13 protein-coding genes and 2 pseudogenes are annotated in these 18,013 nt (G+C 70.7%); 7 read left to right on the top strand and 8 right to left on the bottom strand.

Annotated features, from left to right (window positions below; translation table 11 throughout):
• Positions 1–26: 26 nt before the first annotated feature.
• Positions 27–1,301 carry an NAD(P)/FAD-dependent oxidoreductase gene (locus tag AB8P05_RS19395; protein ID WP_472760493.1) on the top strand — a complete coding sequence of 425 codons (1,275 nt, stop codon included), beginning with the start codon at positions 27–29 and terminating at the stop codon, positions 1,299–1,301.
• Between the two features lie 280 nt (positions 1,302–1,581).
• On the opposite strand, the gene AB8P05_RS19390 is transcribed toward AB8P05_RS19395, so the two are convergent.
• The 6 genes from AB8P05_RS19390 to argE all read right to left on the bottom strand — a co-directional run bounded on the left by AB8P05_RS19390 (position 1,582) and on the right by argE (position 8,169).
• Positions 1,582–3,039, bottom strand: coding sequence for an NAD-dependent succinate-semialdehyde dehydrogenase (locus tag AB8P05_RS19390; RefSeq protein ID WP_472760492.1), 1,458 nt, complete (start codon positions 3,037–3,039; stop codon positions 1,582–1,584).
• A 44-nt stretch (positions 3,040–3,083) separates the two neighbouring features.
• Positions 3,084–4,127 carry a tartrate dehydrogenase gene (locus AB8P05_RS19385; RefSeq protein WP_472760491.1) on the bottom strand — a complete coding sequence of 348 codons (1,044 nt, stop codon included), beginning with the start codon at positions 4,125–4,127 and terminating at the stop codon, positions 3,084–3,086.
• 28 nt (positions 4,128–4,155) lie between these two features.
• Entirely contained in the window at positions 4,156–5,631 is a 1,476-nt protein-coding gene (locus AB8P05_RS19380) for an aldehyde dehydrogenase family protein (RefSeq protein WP_472760490.1), read from the bottom strand.
• A 9-nt stretch (positions 5,632–5,640) separates the two neighbouring features.
• A complete protein-coding gene (locus tag AB8P05_RS19375) occupies positions 5,641–5,994 on the bottom strand; it encodes a cupin domain-containing protein (protein ID WP_014188568.1) in 354 nt (117 codons plus the stop codon).
• Positions 5,995–6,051: 57 nt separating this feature from the next.
• Positions 6,052–6,975, bottom strand: coding sequence for a 2-hydroxyacid dehydrogenase (locus tag AB8P05_RS19370; RefSeq protein WP_472760489.1), 924 nt, complete (start codon positions 6,973–6,975; stop codon positions 6,052–6,054).
• 69 nt (positions 6,976–7,044) lie between these two features.
• The gene (argE, locus tag AB8P05_RS19365; RefSeq protein WP_472760488.1) at positions 7,045–8,169 is read right to left on the bottom strand and encodes an acetylornithine deacetylase; all 1,125 of its coding nucleotides are present in this window, start codon (positions 8,167–8,169) and stop codon (positions 7,045–7,047) included.
• Positions 8,170–8,570: 401 nt separating this feature from the next.
• On the opposite strand from argE, the gene AB8P05_RS19360 reads away from it, so the two are divergent.
• Complete coding sequence (locus AB8P05_RS19360) at positions 8,571–9,413, top strand: GNAT family N-acetyltransferase (protein WP_472760699.1); 843 nt, start codon at positions 8,571–8,573, stop codon at positions 9,411–9,413.
• Between the two features lie 51 nt (positions 9,414–9,464).
• Complete coding sequence (locus AB8P05_RS19355) at positions 9,465–10,442, top strand: DMT family transporter (protein WP_472760487.1); 978 nt, start codon at positions 9,465–9,467, stop codon at positions 10,440–10,442.
• Positions 10,443–10,474: 32 nt separating this feature from the next.
• On the opposite strand, the gene AB8P05_RS19350 is transcribed toward AB8P05_RS19355, so the two are convergent.
• Entirely contained in the window at positions 10,475–11,620 is a 1,146-nt protein-coding gene (locus tag AB8P05_RS19350) for an NAD(P)/FAD-dependent oxidoreductase (RefSeq protein ID WP_472760486.1), read from the bottom strand.
• 252 nt (positions 11,621–11,872) lie between these two features.
• Here AB8P05_RS19350 and AB8P05_RS19345 point away from each other — a divergent pair, with 252 nt between their 5' ends.
• The 4 genes and pseudogenes from AB8P05_RS19345 (at position 11,873) to AB8P05_RS19330 (ending at position 17,592) form a co-directional block, all read left to right on the top strand.
• Positions 11,873–13,921, top strand: a complete 2,049-nt coding sequence (locus AB8P05_RS19345; RefSeq protein WP_472760485.1) for a hydantoinase/oxoprolinase family protein — start codon at positions 11,873–11,875, stop codon at positions 13,919–13,921.
• Positions 13,922–13,953: 32 nt separating this feature from the next.
• A complete protein-coding gene (locus AB8P05_RS19340; RefSeq protein ID WP_472760484.1) occupies positions 13,954–15,930 on the top strand; it encodes a hydantoinase B/oxoprolinase family protein in 1,977 nt (658 codons plus the stop codon).
• The gene (locus AB8P05_RS19335; protein WP_472760483.1) at positions 15,927–16,235 is read left to right on the top strand and encodes a (2Fe-2S)-binding protein; all 309 of its coding nucleotides are present in this window, start codon (positions 15,927–15,929) and stop codon (positions 16,233–16,235) included. Before AB8P05_RS19340 ends, AB8P05_RS19335 begins: the two co-directional genes overlap by 4 nt.
• Positions 16,232–17,592: pseudogene (locus AB8P05_RS19330) on the top strand (FAD-dependent oxidoreductase). Before AB8P05_RS19335 ends, AB8P05_RS19330 begins: the two are co-directional and overlap by 4 nt.
• A 162-nt stretch (positions 17,593–17,754) precedes the next feature.
• Here the strand turns inward: AB8P05_RS19330 and AB8P05_RS19325 are convergent.
• Positions 17,755–17,885: pseudogene (locus AB8P05_RS19325) on the bottom strand (IS256 family transposase); the annotation flags it as partial.
• Between the last annotated feature and the right edge of the window lie 128 nt (positions 17,886–18,013).

Raw genomic sequence — 18,013 nt, 5'->3', positions numbered from 1 at the left:
AGGCTGCAACGAGAAGGACCCAGGTCATGAAATTCGTCTCCTACTGGCACGACACGGCCCCCGCCTTCGCGGGCGGGGCCGAGGGGCCTGTCGAGGGCGGTTACGACGTCGCCATCGTCGGAGGGGGGTTCACCGGCCTGGGTGCCGCCCGCCAGCTGGCCAAGGCCGGGGCGCGGGTGATCGTGCTGGAGGCCGGCCGCATCGGCGGCGGTGCGTCGGGGCGCAACGGCGGGCACCTGAACAACGGTCTGGCCCACAGCTTCATCGCCGCCAAGGCCGCCTTGGGCACGGAGCGCGCCATCGCGCTCTACCGCGCCTTCGACCAGTCCATCGACACGCTGGAGGCGCTGATCGCCGAAGAGGGGATCGACTGCGACTTCCGCCGCGCCGGCAAGCTGAAAATGGCCTCCAAGCCCGCGCATTTCGACGCCATCGCCCGCAACTTCGAGGTCGTGCACCGCGAGGTCGATCCCGACACGGTGCTGCTGACCGCCGAGGAGCTGAAGGGGGAGGTCGGCTCGCCGTTCCACGGCGCGATGCTGTCGCGCAAGAGCGCCATGATGCATATGGGCCGCTTCGCCACCGGTCTGGCGGAGGCGGCCAAGCGGCATGGCGCGGTGCTGGCCGAAAACGCGCCGGTCACCGCCATGGCCCGCTCCGGCGACCGGCATAGCCTGGCCACGCCGCGCGGCACGGTCACCGCCAAGGAGGTGCTGGTCGCCACCGGCGCCTACACCACGCCGAACTTCGGCCATTTCCGCCGCCGCATCATCTCGGTCGGCAGCTTCATCATCGCCACCCGCCCGCTGAGCGACGGCGAGATCGCGTCGGTGGTGCCCGGCAACCGCACCTACGTCACGTCGATGAACATCGGCAACTACTTCCGCCTGTCGCCCGACAGGCGGCTGATCTTCGGCGGCCGGGCGCGCTTCTCCGCCACCTCCGACCAGCGGTCCGACGCCAAGAGCGGGGCGATCCTGCGGGCGAGCCTTGCGCGGATCTTCCCACAGATCGCCAGCATCGACATCGATTACTGCTGGGGCGGTCTGGTGGACATGACCAGCGACCGTTATCCGCGCGCCGGCTACCAGGACGGCCTGTGGTACGCCATGGGCTATTCCGGCCACGGGGCGCAGCTGTCGACCCATCTGGGCATGACCATGGCCGACACGATCCTGGGGCGGGAGGACCGGAACCCGTTGAAGGGGCTGTCCTGGCCCGCCGTGCCCGGCCATTTCGGCAAGCCCTGGTTCCTGCCGCTGGTCGGGCTGTACTACAAGGCGCTCGACCGGATTCAGTGACGTCGAGGTTTGAGCGACGACGTTCCGTCTCGGATGCCCTTCTCCCCTTCCGGGGCGGGATCGGCCAAACGCCAACGGCGTTTTGCCGACCCGCTGGTTGGGATGAGGGTGCGGCGGCCGCAGGCCGTTGGAAGCCCAAGATTTGCGACCCCTCACCCCAACCCCTCTCCCGCAAGGGGAGAGGGGCACTGTCCGCGGATGAATCTCACATACGACTGCTCTGAACACACCGGCGGAATCGTTGACGCGCTTCCGTCGGGCATTTCGTTATCCCTGTGCCTCACCCCAACCCGCCGATGTGGAAGGTCTTCATCTCAAGATATTCCTCGATGCCCACCTGGGCGCCTTCGCGGCCCAGGCCGGACTGCTTGACGCCGCCGAAGGGGGCGACCTCGGTGGAGATCAGGCCGGTGTTCAGCCCGACCATGCCGGCTTCCAGCGCTTCGCCGACCCGCCAGGACCGCGCGAGGTTCTGCGTGTAGAAATAGGCCGCCAGCCCGAAGGGTGTCGCATTGGCGAGCGTGATGGCCTCCTCCTCCGTCTCGAAGCGGAACAGCGGCGCCACCGGGCCGAAGGTCTCCTCGCTGGCCAGCAGCATGTCGGTGGTGGCGTCGGTCAGCACCACCGGAGCCACATATTGCGGACCCGGCGCCGCCATGGCGGAGGACGCGACGGTCGCGCCCTTGGCGAGCGCGTCGGCGACATGGCGCTCGATCTTGGCGATGGCGGCTTCGTTGATCATCGGGCCGATGGCGACCCCCGGCTCCAGCCCCGATCCCACCCGCATGGCGTTGACGCGGGCGACCAGACGGTCGCGGAAGGCGTCGTAGACGCCCGCCTGCACCAGGATGCGGTTGGCGCAGACGCAGGTCTGGCCGCCGTTGCGGAACTTGGAGAGGATGACGCCCTCGACCGCCTGGTCCAGGTCGGCGTCGTCGAACACGATGAAGGGCGCGTTGCCGCCCAGCTCCAGGCTCAGCCGCTTGATGCCGTCGGCGGCCCCGCGCATCAGCAGCGAGCCGACGCGGGTGGAGCCGGTGAAGGAGATCTTGCGGACGGTCTCGTTCGCCAGAAGCTCCTCGCCGATGGCCTCCGGCCGGCCGGTCAGGATGTTGATGACGCCGGCCGGGATGCCGGCCCGCTCCGCCAGCACGCCGAGCGCCAGCGCCGAATAGGGCGTGAAGTCCGACGGCTTGATGACCACGGTGCAGCCGGCGGCCAGCGCCGGCGCCACCTTGCGGGTGATCATGGCGTTGGGGAAGTTCCACGGCGTGATGATGCCGCAGACGCCCACCGGCTCCTTCAGCACGACGATGCGGCGGTCCTGGGTGGGGGAGGGGATGGTGGTCCCGCCGATCCGCCGCGCCTCCTCGGCGAACCATTTGACGAAGGAGGCGCCATAGCGGATCTCGCCGCGCGCCTCGTCCAGCGGCTTGCCCTGCTCCAGCGTCAGGATGCGGGCCAGATCCTCCAGATTCTCGATCATCAGCGCGTGCCAGCGCTCCAGCAGGGCGGCGCGGTCGGCATGGGTGCGCCGCTTCCAGGCCGGATAGGCTTCGGCCGCGGCGGCGATGGCGTCGCGGGCGTCGGCGCCGTCCATGTCGGGAACGCTGCCGAGGCTGCGGCCGGTCGCCGGGTTCCGGACGTCGATGGTGCGGCCGGCGGCCCCGTCGCACCAGCGCCCGCCGATCAGCCCCTGTTCGCGGAACAGGGAGGAATCCGTCAGGTGATGGGTCATGGTCGTGTCTTTTCCGCTGCGTATGGTTTGCGAGGGGGCCGGCGTTACGACAGGGCCGACAGCACGGCGGCGGTGATCGCGTCCGTCCTGTCCTTGCCGGGGACGGTGCCGATGCCGCGGCCGGTGGTGTCGCCCAGCGCCGCCATCACGCGGTCGGCGGCGGCCTTTTCCCCCAGATGTTCCAGCATCATGGCGCCGGACCAGATGGCGGCGATCGGGTTGGCGATGCCGAGATGGGCGATGTCGGGGGCCGATCCGTGCACCGGCTCGAACATCGACGGCGCCTTGCGGTCGGGGTTCAGGTTGGCCGAGGCGGCGAAGCCCAGCCCGCCCTGGATCGCGGCCCCCAGGTCGGTCAGGATGTCGCCGAACAGGTTGGAGGCGACGACGACGTCCAGGCTTTCCGGCGCCGTCACCATGCGCGCCGCCATGGCGTCGACATGGTAGCTCGTCACCTCGACGTCCGGGTGTTCGGCGGCCAGCTGGCGGGTGATCTCGTCCCAGAACACCATCGAATATTTCTGTGCGTTCGACTTGGTGACGGAGGCCAGCTTGCCGCGCCGGGCGCGGGCCTGGGCGAAGGCGAAGCGCAGGATGCGTTCCACCCCCATGCGGGTGAAGATGCCGGTCTCAACCGCCACCTCCTGCGCCGTCCCCTGATGGATGCGCCCGCCGGCACCGGCATATTCGCCTTCTGTGTTCTCGCGGATGCACAGGATGTCGAAGCCGCCGCGCCGCAGCGGCCCTTCCACCCCCGGCAGCAGCCGGTGCGGACGGACGTTGGCATACTGGTCGAACGCCTTGCGGATGGGCAGCAGCAGCCCGTGCAGCGACACCGCGTCCGGCACCTCCGCCGGCCAGCCGACGGCACCCAGCAGGATGGCGTCGTACTTGCGCAGCGTCTCGATTCCGTCCGCCGGCATCATCACGCCGGTTTCCTTGTAATGGGCGCAGGACCACGGCATCTCGGTGCCGGACAGCGCGAAGCCGGACTGCTTCGCCACGGCCTGGAGAACCTCCCAGGCGGCGTCGACCACGGGATGTCCGATGCCGTCGCCCTTGATGATCGCAATGTTGTGGGTTTTCATCGAACGTCCCTCACCTGCTTTGATTGGTTTACAGCCCGATCAGCACGCTCTTGCTGCGGCGGTTGGCGAGATACGCCTCTCGTCCCAGGTCCTTGCCGATGCCGGAGCGCTTGTAGCCGCCGGTCGGCAGGATGTGGTCGCGCGAGCGGCCATAGCGGTTGACCCACACCGTCCCGGCCTGCAGCCGCCGGGTCAGGCGGATGGCGCGCGACAGGTCGCGGGTGTAGAGGCCGGCGGCGAGCCCGTAGGTCGGATGGTCGGCCAGCGCCATCGCCTCCTCCTCGCCGTCGAAGCTCTGCACGGTCAGCACCGGGCCGAAGATCTCCTCCATGACGGCGGGGGAGGTCCGGTCGACCCCGGCCAGCAGCGTCGGCGCGTAGAAATACCCGTCGCCCTCCATCGGCGCCCCGCCGGTCAGGCATTCCACCGATCCGGTCAGCGAGGCGGTGACGATGGAGTGGATGCGGGCGCGCTGCCGTTCGGAGATGATGGGGGAATAGCGGGTCTTCTCGTCCCAGGTCGGGCCGGGCCGGACGGCGCGCATGTGGCCCAGGATGCGCTCGACCAGCGGTTCGGCCACGCCGGCTTCGACCAGCAGGCGCGATCCTGCGACGCAGGCTTGGCCGGCATTCGACAGCACGCTGGTGGCGATGGCCGCCGCCGCCTTGTCCAGGTCGGCATCGGCGAAGACGATCTGCGGGCTCTTGCCGCCCAGCTCCAGCGTCATCGGTTTGACGCCGCTGCGGGCGATGTCGGCCATGATCGCCGATCCCGCCGCCGTCGAGCCGGTGAAGCTGACCTTGGCGATGCCGGGATGGCGGGTGATGGCGGCGCCGGTGGTCGGGCCGTCGCCCTGGACGATGTTGATGAGGCCGGCGGGCAGGCCGGCCTTCACCGCCAGCTGCGCCAGCAGGACGGTGGAGAAGGGCGTCATTTCCGACGGCTTCAGCACCACCGCGTTGCCGGCGGCCAGCGCCGGGCCGAGCTTCCAGCCCGCCATCGACAGCGGGAAGTTCCACGGCGTGATGGCGCCGACGACGCCGTAGGGCTCCGTCATCACCATGCCGAAGCTGCCGTCGTCGGTGGGGGCGAGGTCGCCGCCCTCCTTGTCGGCGAATTCGGCGAAGAAACGGATCTGCTCGGCGGTCACCGCGACGTCGCCGGCGACCAGCTGGCCGACCGGACGGGTGGAGGACAGCGCCTCCACCTTCGCCAGGGTTTCCGCCTCCTCCTCGATCAGGGCGGCCCAGCGCTGCAGCACGGCGGTTCGCTCGCGCGGGCGCACGCCGCCCCAGTTGCTGGACTTCAGGGCGGCCTGCGCGGTGGCGACCGCCTCATCGACGAGATCCGGCGAGGCCACCGGGCAGTCGGCAAAGGCCCGGCCATCCGACGGCCGGTGCATGGGCAGCCCGCCTTCCATTGCGCCGGCCGCCGGGATCAGACGGTCGCCGATGAAGTGGCCGATGGGCAGCGGCAGGCGGTCCGGGTCGAAGGACAGGCTCATGACGCGTCCTCAGCTGACGGTGAGATAGATCTTGCGGACCGTCTCGATGGTCTTCCACACGCCGGTGAAGCCCGGCTTCATGACGAAGCTGTCGCCCGCCCGGTAGACCACCGGCTCGCCGCCGTCCGGCGTGATCTCGATGACGCCGGCCAGGATGTGGCAGAACTCGAAGGTCTCGCCCTTGATCGAGCGGGTCTCGCCGGGCGTGGCCTCCCAGACGCCGGTCAGGACCTTGTCGTCCTTGGCGGCGTCCTGCGCCCAGGTCTTGAAGGCGGGCGACCCGGCGATCAGCCGTTCCGGCATCGGGGTGGATTCCCGCGGGGCGAAGGTCGGGTTCGGATCGATGGTCTTGAGCAGCGACATGGGAAATCCTTGCTGTGAGCGGCTGTGCCGCAGGGGAAAGAGCCGGGTATGGCGGTGTCAGTAGCCGCGCTGCCGGTCGATGAGGCCGACCGGGTCCTGTCCGGCGAAATGCCGGCGGAGGTTGGCGATGACGGCCCGGGCGGCGCTGTCCGGCTGGGTGATGCTGGCGACATGCGGGGTCAGCACGATGTTCGGATGCGACCAGAAGGGATGATCCGCCGGCAGCGGCTCCGGATCGGTCACGTCGATCACGGCTCCGGACAGGCGGCCCGTGTCGAGCGCCTCCAGCAATGCCGCATGGTCCAGCTGCGGCCCGCGCCCGGTATGGACCAGCCCGGCACCGGGGGGCAGCTTGGCGAGCAGATCGGCGTTCAGGAAGCCGCGGGTGTCCGGGGTCAGCGGCAGCAGGACGATCAGGATGTCGGTCTCGGCCAGCATCGCGTCGAGGCCGCCCTCGCCGTGGTGGCAGGTCACGCCGTCGACTTGGCGGGGCGAGCGGCTCCAGCCCGACAGCGGGAAGCCGAAGGGCTTGAGGCGCTCCAGCACCGCCTGGCCCAGCACGCCCAGCCCCAGCACGCCGACCCGCCGCTCCGCCGCTTGCGGCTGATGCAGGGGACGCCAGAGGCGGTCCGCCTGCTGGGCGCGATAGTGCGGGAACCGGCGGTGCAGGGTCAGCACGGCGAGCGTGGCGTATTCCTGCATCATGCGGATGATGCCGTCCTCCACCATGCGCACGACCTTCACCGAGGGTGGCAGGTCGGTCATGGTGAACTGGTCCACCCCGGCGCCGATGGAAAAGACGATCTCCAGATTGCGGTAGCGGGCGAGGTCGGCCGGTATGGTCCAGGTGATCAGGTAGCGCACCGCATCGGGATCGACGGTGGCCGGGTCCATCGAAAAGGGCAGGTCGGGCAGCTCGTCGGCGAAGGCCCCGGCGAACACCGCGCCGCGCGTGGCATCGGAATTGAACAGGAAGGTCATGTGCGTCCGTGCGTCCCTTTGGCGATGCAATGCGATGCGATGCGATGCGATGCGGTTGCGGGCTGCGGGTCAGAGGCGGCAGCGCCGGCCCAGCGCCTCGATCATCGACTGGCAGGCCTGCAGTTCCTCGACGAGGATGTGTTCGTTGGGACGGTGCGCCCGCGCGATGTCGCCGGGGCCGCAGATGATGGCGTCGATCCCGGCGGTCTGGTACAGGCCGGCCTCCGTGCCATAGCTGACGGCGGCCAGCGGTTCCTGTCCGGTCAGCTCCTCCAGCAGGCGGGCCAGCGGCGTGCGGGCGGCGAGGAACAGGGCGGGATAGGCGCCAGTCTGCGTCCAATCCACGGCGAAGCCCTTTTCCTCCAGCCGCTCCGCCGCCTCGCGAACCGGCTCCAGCAGGGTCGCGGGATCGATCCCGGCGATGGCGCGGGCCTCGAACTCGGCGGTGCAGGCGTCGGGGATGACGTTCACCGCAAGCCCGCCCTGGATGGTGCCGACCTGAAGCGAGGAGTAGGGCGGCTCGAAGGCCGAATCCCACGGGCCCTGGGTGAGGCGGCCGGCCTGGGCGACGGCGGCGGTCAGCGCCTCGGCCATGGCATGGATGGCGTTCAGCCCCCGGTCGGGGCGGGAGGAATGGCCGGAGCGTCCGCGCACGGTCAGCCGGGCCGCCGCCTTGCCCTTGTGGGCGCGGACGGCGCGCAGGCCGCTCGGCTCCCCGACGATGACGCCCAGCGGCGGCGCGCACAGGGCGGGCAGGTGCGGCAGAAGATGCGGCGCGCCCTGGCAGCCGGCCTCCTCGTCATAGGTGAAGGCGAAATGGATCGGCCGGGCCAGCGGGGCGGCGGTCAGGTCCGGCAAAGCCGCAAGCGCCGCCGCGATGAAGCCCTTCATGTCGGAGGTGCCGCGCCCATACAGCCGGTTGCCGTCGGCGCGCAGCTGGAACGGGTCGCCGGTCCATTCCGGTTCGGTGGCGGGAACCACGTCCATGTGGCCGGACAGCACATAGCCCGGAACCATCGCCGGACCGATGGTGGCGAACAAGTTGAACCGGTCGCCCTCCGGCCCCGGCAGCACCTGCACGCGCGCGCCGGCCGCTTCCAGAATGCCGCGGATCCCGTCGACGATGGCGCCGTTCGGGGTTCCGACGACGGAGGGAAAGGCGATCAGATCCTTCAGGATGTCGATCACGGTCATGACGGGCTCACCTTGTCCCTTGCTGGGTCCCTTGCTGCGTTCCCTTGCTGCACGCCACGGGCGCAGGGAGTCTGTTCGGGATCGTCGCTGTGTGTGGAGAGGGGCGGCGGCCTTGGCGGCTGCGACAGGTACGATCATAGCCGGCGCCGGCTCCATTCCATGCCGAATGCATGGGCGATTTGGAGGATTGTTGTGCGGACCCGGCGCTTTGCGGTGATTTGTGCGGCGGGCGTCCGGCTAGTCTCAGGCGACGGTTGGTGGCTCAGGCATGTCGGTTGACCCAAAGGAGCACCGCCTTACGGTTCGGAAACTCCGGGGAGGAGGAAGCTTTGAGCGTTGCGGAAGGAACCGGGGACGGTGCGTTACCGCCCTCCCTGACGGTCGACGCCTTCGACGTGCGGATGGCCGATGTCGCGGACATCGATCTGGAACGCCTGCAGGCGTTGTCGATCTCGGTCGGCTGGCCGCACCGTGCTGAGGACTGGCAGTTCGCGCGCGAGGTCGGGCACGGCTTCGTCGCGCTCGACGAGATCGACCGCGTCCTTGGATCGGCGATGTGGTTTCCCCATGGCGACGATTTCGCGACCATCGGCATGGTCATGACCTCGCCCCGGCTGCAGTCGCTGGGCGTCGGCGAATGGCTGATGAAGCGGGTGCTGTCGGCGTCGGCGGGGCGGACCTACCGGCTCAACGCCACGCGTGCGGCGCTGGCGCTGTACCGCTCTCTCGGTTTCATCGGTCACCGGACCGTGTTCCAGTGCCAGGGCCAGGCCCGGCGCAGCGACGGGCCCCTCTCCGCGGAGCCGGTGCGGCGGCTGGAGGCGGCCGATCTGGCGGCTGTGACGGCGCTCGACGAACGCGCCTTCGGAACCTCGCGCGCCGGGCTGATCGCGCGGCTGTTCGAGCAGTCGGTCGGCTACGGCCTGGAACGCGACGGCACGCTGGCCGCCTTCGCCCTCTGCCGGCCCTTCGGCCGCGGCCATGTCGTCGGTCCGGTGGTCGCCGGGCTGGACGAGGACGCGGTCGCCGTGATCCGTCCGCATGTGGATGAGCATGACGGCCGTTTCCTTCGCCTGGACACCCATCTGGACGAAGGGATCTTCCCGCTGTTCGTCGCCCGCTCGGGCATGCGGATCTTCGATACGGTCCTGACCATGTCGCTGGGGGCGCCGTTGACAGACCCGGCGAGGCGGGGGCCGGACCGCCCCGTCACCTACGCACTCGCCACCCATGCCCTGGGTTGAGCCGCAACCGGCTGCATGAAAAGCCGGCTTCATGAAAAGGATGCGCCGAAAATGCCGGGACAGACGCCGGACTCCTCCGCCGGCTCTCACGCCGACCCCGTGCCCGAACCATCTCCCCCTCCACCCCCGCCCGGCGTCCGCGGCGGGGTGATGCTGCGGCTGGTGTCGGCCGGACTGTTCGTGGTGATGTCGCTGTTCGTCCGGCTGGCCACCGTCGAGGCGCCGATCGGACAGATCATCTTCTACCGCAGCGCCTTCGCGTTGCTGCCCATCGTCGCCTATCTGATGTGGCGCCGGCAATTCCCCAAGGCACTGAAGACGCGGCAGCCGGTGGGGCATCTGAAGCGCAACCTGTATGGCGGCGCCGCGATGGTGTTCTCCTTCGTTTCGCTGGCCTATCTGCCGCTGGCCCTGGCGACGGCGCTGGGATTCCTGGCTCCGCTGCTCGCGGTGCCGGCGGCCATGCTGTTCCTGCGGGAACGGCCGGGCGCGGTGGCCATCGGCGCGGCGCTGACCGGCTTCGCCGGGGTGGTCCTGATGCTGGCCCCCGCCTTCGACGGGCCGAAGCTGGATCACGACACCATCATCGGGGTGGCGGCCGGGCTGGCCATGGCGGTCGCGACCGCCGCGGGACGGGTCGAGATCAAGACGCTGACCGCGACCGAGGCGCCGGGGACCATCGCCTTCTACTTCGCCCTGCTCTGTGCGGTCGGCGGTCTTGCGAGCTGGCCGTTCGGCTGGATCAACCCGACGGGGCTTTCGCTGGCCTATCTCATCGGCGCTGGCATCTCCGGCGGCTTGGCGCACATCGCCATGACCGAGGCGATGGCCCGCGCCCCGGTCTCCACCCAGGCGCCGTTCGACTACACCGCCATGCTGTGGGCGCTGATCCTCGACGCGCTGATCTTCGGCCTGCTGCCGTCCCCGCTCAGCCTTGCCGGAGCGGTCGTGATCGCGCTGTCGGCCCTGGTGGTCCCCGTCTCCGCCCGGTACGCCGCCCGGTCGGAAGCGCTGCGGCCCGCAAGTTAGCGGGCCGCACTGCTTGGGACCAGGCGGCGCGGTCAGGACAGTCCCGCTTCCAGGCCGGCCGGCTGGGCGGCGGCCTGGAAACGGTCGATGCGGAAATCATGCAGCGGCGTTTCGGTGCGCCCGGTGGCGATGATCTCCGCCATCACGTCGCCGACGCCGGGGCCGAGCTGGAACCCGTGGCCGCTGAAGCCGAAGGCGTGGAACAGGCCGGGCGTCGTCGCCGACGGTCCCATCACCGGCAGTTTGTCGGCGACATAGCCCTCGCAGCCCGACCAGGTGCGGATCACCGCGACGTCGGCGATGGCCGGCAGCAGCCGGATCAGCCCCCGCAACTGCCCGGGCAGCCGCGCCGGGTCCGCCCTGGCGTGGCCGGGATCGAGCGCCACGGGCACGCGCTCGGCCGCACCGCCGAAGACGATGTTGCCGCGCTCCACCTGACGCAGATAGCCGTCCCCGCCCGCCCGCGACCACATGCCGACCACCGGCAGGATCCGGTGCGGCAGCGGTTCGGTGACGCCCATCTGCGGCCCGTATGCCGACATCGGCACCGCTTCGCCGAAGCCGGCGGCGACGCGGGCTCCCCAGGCGCCGGCGGCGTTCAGCAGGCAGTCCGCCGTGAAGCGGCCCCGCTGCGTCACCGCCTCGAACCCGGAACCGGTCGCCGACACCTCCACCGGGCCGCACTCCTCGACGATCTCGGCGCCCAGGCGGCGGGCGGCGTCGGCGAAGGCGGGGGCGATCAGGCGCGGGTTGCCGCTGCCGTCCTGCGGCGAGAAGGAGGCGGCGATGGCGCCCGGCCCCAGCCCGGGAAAGCGGCGGCGGATCTCCGGCGGCGTCAGCTCCTCAAGCTCCAGCCCCCAGGGCCGCGCGTCGGCGATGAAGCGGCGCATGTCGGCCAGCCCGTCCTCGTCGAACACCAGCCGCAGATGGCCGGTGGCGCGGAACTCCACGTCGCGGCCCAGCAGCCGCTCCGCCTCGCCCCACAGCGCCCGCGACCGGTGGGCGAGCGGCAATTGCGGCAGATAGCGCCCGCTGCGGCGGATGTTGCCGAAGGACGCCACCGTGGCGCCCGAGCCGACGCGGTTGCGTTCCAGCAGCGTGACGCGCAGGCCGCGCCGGGCCAGGAAGAAGGCGGCGGCCGATCCCATCAACCCGCCGCCCAGCACGATAACCTTCATCGACCTCTCCCACATCCGGGCGGATGCGGCTCCGCCCCATCGGGCAGGCTGCCCGCGGCCGGCGGACGGGTCAAAGACGGGTTGGCCATGATCCCATAAGGCCGGGCTATGGACCGGGCCATTGGAGCCCCGGTGCATAAGTCGGCCTTATGCCTCTGCGTTCATTGGGTCTTAGACCGCCTGCGCCCCGCCATGCCAGCTTTCCGCCCGGCACAGGCTGACTTGCGGAAGGGAGCGAAGATGGACGGGGGCATGGGTGGGGCCGATTGGAAGGTCGGCGTCGACATTGGCGGAACCTTCATCGATTTCTGCGCGCTGGATACCCGGTCGGGCCGGGTGGCGTCGCTGAAGGTGCTGACGACGCCGGACGATCCCGGTGCGGAGCTGATGACCGGGTTGACCCTGCTGGCCGAGCGCGAGGGGATGGACCCGCGCGCCGTCACCCGCTTCGTGCACGGCACGACGGTGGGCATGAACACGGTCATCCAGCGCAAGGGCGCGCCGCTGGCGCTGCTGACCAATGCGGGGTTCGAGGATGTGATCGAACTCGCCCGGCTGCGCATGCCGGACACCTATTCGCTGTTCTGCTCGCGTCCGGACCAGTTGGTCGCCCGCGACATGGTCTTCGGCATTCCCGCCCGCCTGCGGTCCGACGGCACCGAGCGGCAGGCCCCCGACATGGCGGCCGTCGCCGAGGCCGTCGCCGCCCTCAAGGCCAAGGGTGCCTTGGGCGTCGTCGTCTCCTTCCTGCATTCCTGGCGCGACGACGCCCACGAAAGCGCCGTCAAGGCCGAGGTCGCCCGGCTGGCTCCCGAGCTGTTCGTCTTCACCTCGGCCGAGGTCTGGCCGGTGATCCGCGAGTATGAGCGGACGACGACCGCGATCCTCAACGCCTATGTCCATCCCCGCATCTCCGGCTACCTGTCGGCGCTGGAGCAGCGTCTGGCCGGGCGCGAGGTGCCCGCCCGTCCGCTGCTGACCAAGTCCAACGGCGGCGTGATGAACGCGGCGGAGGGTAAGCGGGCCTGCGTCCACATGCTGCTGTCGGGTGCCGCCTCCGGCGTCAACGGCGCCGCATGGCTGGCCCGGCAGGCGGGGGAGCCGCGCATCCTGACGCTGGACATCGGCGGGACTTCGGCCGATTTCGCCCTCATCATCGATGGTCAGGCCCAGTTCGGCGTCGGCGAGATGATCGGCGAGTTTCCGCTGCACATCCCGTCGGTGTCCGTCAGCTCCATCGGCATCGGCGGCGGGTCCATCGCCGGCGTGGATGGGCAGGGGGTGCTGCGCGTCGGCCCCGAATCCGCCGGATCGACGCCGGGTCCGGCCTGCTACGGCCGCGGCGGCGACTGGGCGACGGTGACCGACGCCATGGTGGTCTGCGGCTGGCTCGGCCACAGCCAGATGGCCTACGGGCAGCTGCGGATGGACGCCGGCCTTGCCCGCGCCGCGGTGGGGCGGCTGGCCGACCGGCTGGGCCGTTCGGTTGAGGCCACCGCCCAGGCCATCCTCGACGTCGCTGTGTCGGAGATGTTCGCGGAGGTCGAGAAGATGGCCGCGCGCGCCGGCGTCGATGTGCGCGACTTCGCGCTGATGCCCTTCGGCGGCGGCGGTCCGATGCTGGGGGTGTTCCTGGCGCGCGAGCTGGGCATGCCGCGCGTCGTGGCACCGCGCTGGCCGGGCGTGGTGTCGGCGCTGGGCGGGCTGGTCGCCGACCTGCGCGGCGACTTCGTCCGCACCCTGTTCGCCGAGCTGTCCCCCGGCCTGATGCCGACGCTGCGCGACGCCTTCGCCGCCATGGGCAGGGAAGGGCGCGACTGGCTCGCCGCGCAGGGCCACTCCGGCGCCGTCGAACTGATGGTCGTCGCCGACATGCGCTATGCCGGCCAGAGCTATGAGATCGAGACGCCGCTGAACCCCTCCTGGCTGGACGGCGACGATCCCGGCCCAATCGCCGACGCCTTCCATGCGGCGCACGCCCGGCTCTACGACTTTCATGACCCGGACGGGCGGATCGAGATCGTCAACCTGCGCCTGTCGGCCATCGGCAACGGCCCGGCGCTGCAGTTCCCGACGGCGCAGGAGGAGCCGCGCGCCGTGTCGGCGGAGCGCACCGTCCCGGTCTTCACCGGCGGCGCCGTGACCCCGGTCGGGCTGTACCGGCGTGCGGATTTGCAGGCCGGGGCGCAGTTCCAGGGGCCGGCCATCGTGGCGCAGGAGGACACCACCTTCGCCATTCCGGCCGGGACCGATGCGCGCGTGGACGCGCACCTCAACCTCCACCTGACCTTTGCGGAGTGATCGCCGTGTTTGACCGCCCTGCTTTCGATAAGATGAAGCTTCAGGTTCTGGCGAACCACGCGCGCTCGGCGGCCGAGAACATGGCCCACACGCTGCAGCGCACCGCCCATTCCGCCTTCGTCAAGGAGACGGAGGATTTCACCGTCATGCTGCTGAACCGCCGGGGCGAGACCTTCGGCGTGCCGATGGAACTGGGGGCGACCTGGTATCCGGGCCTGACCTATGGCCGCGCCATCGATATGATCGAGGATTACCGGCCCGGCGACGTCGCCTTCACCAACGATCCCTATTCCGGCTTCGTGGCGACGCACGCCCCCGACACCCACCTGTGGAAGCCGGTCTTCTATGAGGACGAGATCATCGCCTGGACCGGCGGACACATCCACAACACCGACATGGGCGGCGCCGTCCCGGCCTCGCTGTCGCGGGCGCTGACCGAAATCCACCAGGAAGGCATCCGCTTCCCGCCGATGAAGCTGGTCCGCGAAGGGGTGTTCGACGAGCAGATCCTGCGGATCATGACCGCCAACGTCCGCAAGCCCGACCTGAACATCGGCGACATCAAGGCGCTGGTCGGCGCGCTCAACACCGGGGAGCGCAAGATCCTCGCCATGGTCGAGAAGTTCGGCAAGGCCGCCTTCCTCGACGGCGTCGACGCCCTGCTCGACCATGCGGAGGCGCAGGCGCGCGACATCCTGCGCGCCATGCCCGACGGCCAATGGGTCTTCGCCGACTATGCCGACGAGGATTCGGTCAACGCCAACCCCTGCCGCCTGAAGCTGACCCTGACGATCCGGGGCGACGAGGCGATCCTGGACTTCACCGGGTCGGACCCGCAGCTGGCCTCCTCGCTGAACGTACCGTCGGGCGGCGATCCGCGCCACACCATCCTGCTGGTCGGGGTCTATTACGTCCTCTACACCCTCAACCCGAAGATCCTGCTGAACACCGGCCTGACCCGGCCCTTCACCTGCATCGCCCCGGAGGGGACGGTGCTGAACCCGACCTTCCCGGCGGCGGTGGGCATGCGGTCGCTGACCTGCGCGCGCCTGCGCTCGGTGATCTTCGGCGCCTTCTCCCAGGCGGTGCCGGAGCGGCTTCCGGCGGCCCCCGCCGGCAACAACTGCATCGTCAACGTGATGACCACCGACGAGCGGACGGGCAACCGCATCATCGCCGCGGTGAACCCGGTGGTCGGCGGCGGCGGCGGCATGCCGCACCGCGACGGCACCAACGGGTCGGGCGCCGACGCCGCCTATCTGAAGAACACGCCGATCGAGATCACCGAGATGGAAACCCCGGTGGAGTTCGTCCGCTACGGGCTGGCGACCGACAGCGGCGGGGCAGGGCGCTGGCGCGGCGGTCTGGCGACGCACATGGCCTTCCGCGTCTTCTCCCCCGACACCCGCATCACCGCGCGCAACCGCGACCGCGGATTCTTCCGCCCCTGGGGCGTGCTGGGCGGCCGGGCGGCCGGGCTGTCGGACATGGTGGTCAATCCCGGCACGCAGGGCGAACGGCGGCTGGGCAACATCGACACCGCGGTGCTGCAGCCGGGCGACGTGCTGGACATCCGCTCGGCCGGCGGCGGCGGGCGGGGCGATCCCTTCACGCGCGAGGCATGGCGGGTGGCCCGCGACGTGGCGCGCGGCTATGTCTCCGTCGAGGCGGCTGAGCGGGAGTATGGCGTCGTCATCCGCGACGGCCTGCTCGACGAGGCGGCGACCGGGACCCTGCGTGCCGGCCGGCAGCCGCCCACCGCGCATTTCCATTTCGGCCCCGAACGCGAGGGGTACGAGCGGCAATGGACCCCGGACGCCTATGATTTCCTGACGCGGACCCTGGACGGCCTGCCGATCCATTGGCGCTTCTTCGCCAAGACGGAGATCTTCGCCCGCATGGCCGGCCGCGCCGGTGCCGACGGGGTGGCGGCGGCGCTGGAAGAGGTCTACGCCCGCTTCCCCGAGATGCCGCGCCCGAAGGCCGAGGTCCGGGAGGCGGCGGAATGAGTGAAGAGGCGGGGGGCCGGCTGGTCAGGCTGGCCGAGACGGGGAGGGCGCCGGTCCGCTTCCTGCTGGACGGGGTGGAACGCACCGCCCTGGCGGGCGATACGGTGCTGACAGCGATCCTGGCCAACGCCGCGTCGCTGCGGCAGTCGGAATTCGGCCCGGAGCGGCGCGCCGGCTTCTGCCTGATGGGCGCCTGCCAGGATTGCTGGATCTGGCAGGAACAGGGGCCGCGCCTGCGCGCCTGTTCCACCCCGCTGGCAGACGGCATGCGGCTGCTGACCCAAACGCGGGAGGATTGGCCATGACGGAACCGCATGTGGTGATCGTCGGCGCCGGTCCGGCGGGCATCCGCGCGGCGGAGGCGCTGGCGGCGGCCGGACTGCGCCCGACGGTGATCGACGAGGGCGCCCGGGCCGGCGGGCAGATCTATCGCCGCCCGCCCGACGGCTTCACCCGACCCCCGCGACGCTCTACGGCTCGCAGGCCGGCAAGGCGGTGGCGCTGCACGCCGCCTTCGACGGGCTGGCCGCGGCCGGCCGGGCGGTCCATCTGCCGCGCCATTCGGTCGTGGCGCTGGCCGACGGGACGCTGCATGCTGTGGGGGACGACGGCTGCCGCCGGATCGGCTACGACCGGCTGATCCTGGCGACCGGGGCGACCGACCGCCTCGCCCCCGTGCCGGGGTGGCAGGCGCCCGGCGTCTACAGCCTCGGCGCGATGCAGATCGCGCTCAAGGCCCAGGGCGTCGCGATGGGGCGGCGGATCGTGCTGGCCGGGTCGGGGCCGCTGCTGACCCTGCTGGCGACGCAACTGCTGAAGGCGGGGGCCGGGATCGCGGCGGTCCTCGACACCGCCGGAATGCGCGGCCAGATCGCCGCCATTCCCGACCTCGCCGTCCGCCCGTCCTTCGCCCTGCAAGGGCTGGCGATGCGGGCGCGGCTGGGGCGGCTCTACCATGCCGGGGCCGTTCTCGAGGAAATCGAGGCGTCGGATACCGGGGTCACCGCTCTCCGCTGGCAGGACGCAGGCGGGCGGGTGCGGCGGACGGCGTGCGACGCGGTCGGGCTGGGCTGGCACCTGAAGGCCGAAACCCAGCTCGCCGACCTTGCCGGCTGCCGCTTCGCCTATGACGCGACATGGGCGCAGTGGCTGCCCTGTGCCGACCGCAGGGGCCGTGCCGGCAACGGCGTCTATCTGGCCGGCGACGGCCTGCGCCTGCTGGGGGCGGACGGGGCGGAGGTCGCAGGGCGTCTGGCCGCGGCCGCCTGCCTGTCCGACCTCGGCCGGCCGGCGCCCGACGGCGCGGCGGACCTGAAGCGGCTCGACCGGCTGGAGCGCTTCGCCCGCGGCATTGCCCGCGCCTTCCCATGGCCGGCGGACCGGCTGCGCGCCCTGCCGGACGAGGCGGTCCTGTGCCGGTGCGAGGGGATCACCGCCGGCGCCGTGCGCGAAACGGTGCTCCATGGCGGGGCGGAGGCCAACCGGGTGAAGTCGCTGGGCCGGGCCGGAATGGGGCGCTGCCAGGGCCGCTATTGCCAGATCGCGGCGGCGGAGGTGATCGCCGCCGCCGGCGGGCTGGCGCAGGCCGGAGAGGCCGGCCGCCTGCGCGCGCAGGCGCCGGTCCGGCCGGTGCCGGTCGGCGCGTGGCTGAAGGCGGAGTAGGCGGAGGAGGTGGGCGTCCGCGGCTTTGCCCATACCCCCTTCAATGCCCATACCCCCTTCAATGAAGGATCTGGTGCAGGAAGCTGCGGGTCCGGTCGTGTTCTGAGGCGTGGTGTGGAGCTGGGGCGCTCATCTGGTCTCCGGCAGGTCTGGCCGGGACAGTCACGCGGCCGTAGCGGGCAACGTGAGGACGAGATCATCGCGCAAGGGGCAGTGGTTTCCAGGGTCATGTAGCGCGCCCGCTGGACCGCCCATTCATGGTTCTGTTCAAGCAGGATGGCGGCGAACAGTCGAACCCAGACGCCGCCCTTGGACCAGCGGGAGAAGCGGACGAATGCGCCGTTCCAGTTGCGGAAGGACTCAGGAAAATCGCGTCAGGGTGAGCCCGTTCGGGCCGGCCAGAGCAGCGTCATATTTCTGG

This window comes from Azospirillum sp. VT-I1 (assembly GCF_055698305.1).
Note: the sequence above shows the minus strand (reverse complement) of the source record. Positions and strands in the feature narration are given on the sequence as shown.

What these genes read in the sequence shown, in the direction of transcription:
- AB8P05_RS19395 (WP_472760493.1), top strand. Translation starts at nt 27, where the DNA reads ATGAAATTCGTCTCCTACTGGCACGACACGGCCCCCGCCTTCGCGGGC.
- AB8P05_RS19390 (WP_472760492.1), bottom strand. Translation starts at nt 3,039, where the DNA reads ATGACCCATCACCTGACGGATTCCTCCCTGTTCCGCGAACAGGGGCTG.
- AB8P05_RS19385 (WP_472760491.1), bottom strand. Translation starts at nt 4,127, where the DNA reads ATGAAAACCCACAACATTGCGATCATCAAGGGCGACGGCATCGGACAT.
- AB8P05_RS19380 (WP_472760490.1), bottom strand. Translation starts at nt 5,631, where the DNA reads ATGAGCCTGTCCTTCGACCCGGACCGCCTGCCGCTGCCCATCGGCCAC.
- AB8P05_RS19375 (WP_014188568.1), bottom strand. Translation starts at nt 5,994, where the DNA reads ATGTCGCTGCTCAAGACCATCGATCCGAACCCGACCTTCGCCCCGCGG.
- AB8P05_RS19370 (WP_472760489.1), bottom strand. Translation starts at nt 6,975, where the DNA reads ATGACCTTCCTGTTCAATTCCGATGCCACGCGCGGCGCGGTGTTCGCC.
- argE (WP_472760488.1), bottom strand. Translation starts at nt 8,169, where the DNA reads ATGACCGTGATCGACATCCTGAAGGATCTGATCGCCTTTCCCTCCGTC.
- AB8P05_RS19360 (WP_472760699.1), top strand. Translation starts at nt 8,571, where the DNA reads ATGGCCGATGTCGCGGACATCGATCTGGAACGCCTGCAGGCGTTGTCG.
- AB8P05_RS19355 (WP_472760487.1), top strand. Translation starts at nt 9,465, where the DNA reads ATGCCGGGACAGACGCCGGACTCCTCCGCCGGCTCTCACGCCGACCCC.
- AB8P05_RS19350 (WP_472760486.1), bottom strand. Translation starts at nt 11,620, where the DNA reads ATGAAGGTTATCGTGCTGGGCGGCGGGTTGATGGGATCGGCCGCCGCC.
- AB8P05_RS19345 (WP_472760485.1), top strand. Translation starts at nt 11,873, where the DNA reads ATGGGTGGGGCCGATTGGAAGGTCGGCGTCGACATTGGCGGAACCTTC.
- AB8P05_RS19340 (WP_472760484.1), top strand. Translation starts at nt 13,954, where the DNA reads ATGAAGCTTCAGGTTCTGGCGAACCACGCGCGCTCGGCGGCCGAGAAC.
- AB8P05_RS19335 (WP_472760483.1), top strand. Translation starts at nt 15,927, where the DNA reads ATGAGTGAAGAGGCGGGGGGCCGGCTGGTCAGGCTGGCCGAGACGGGG.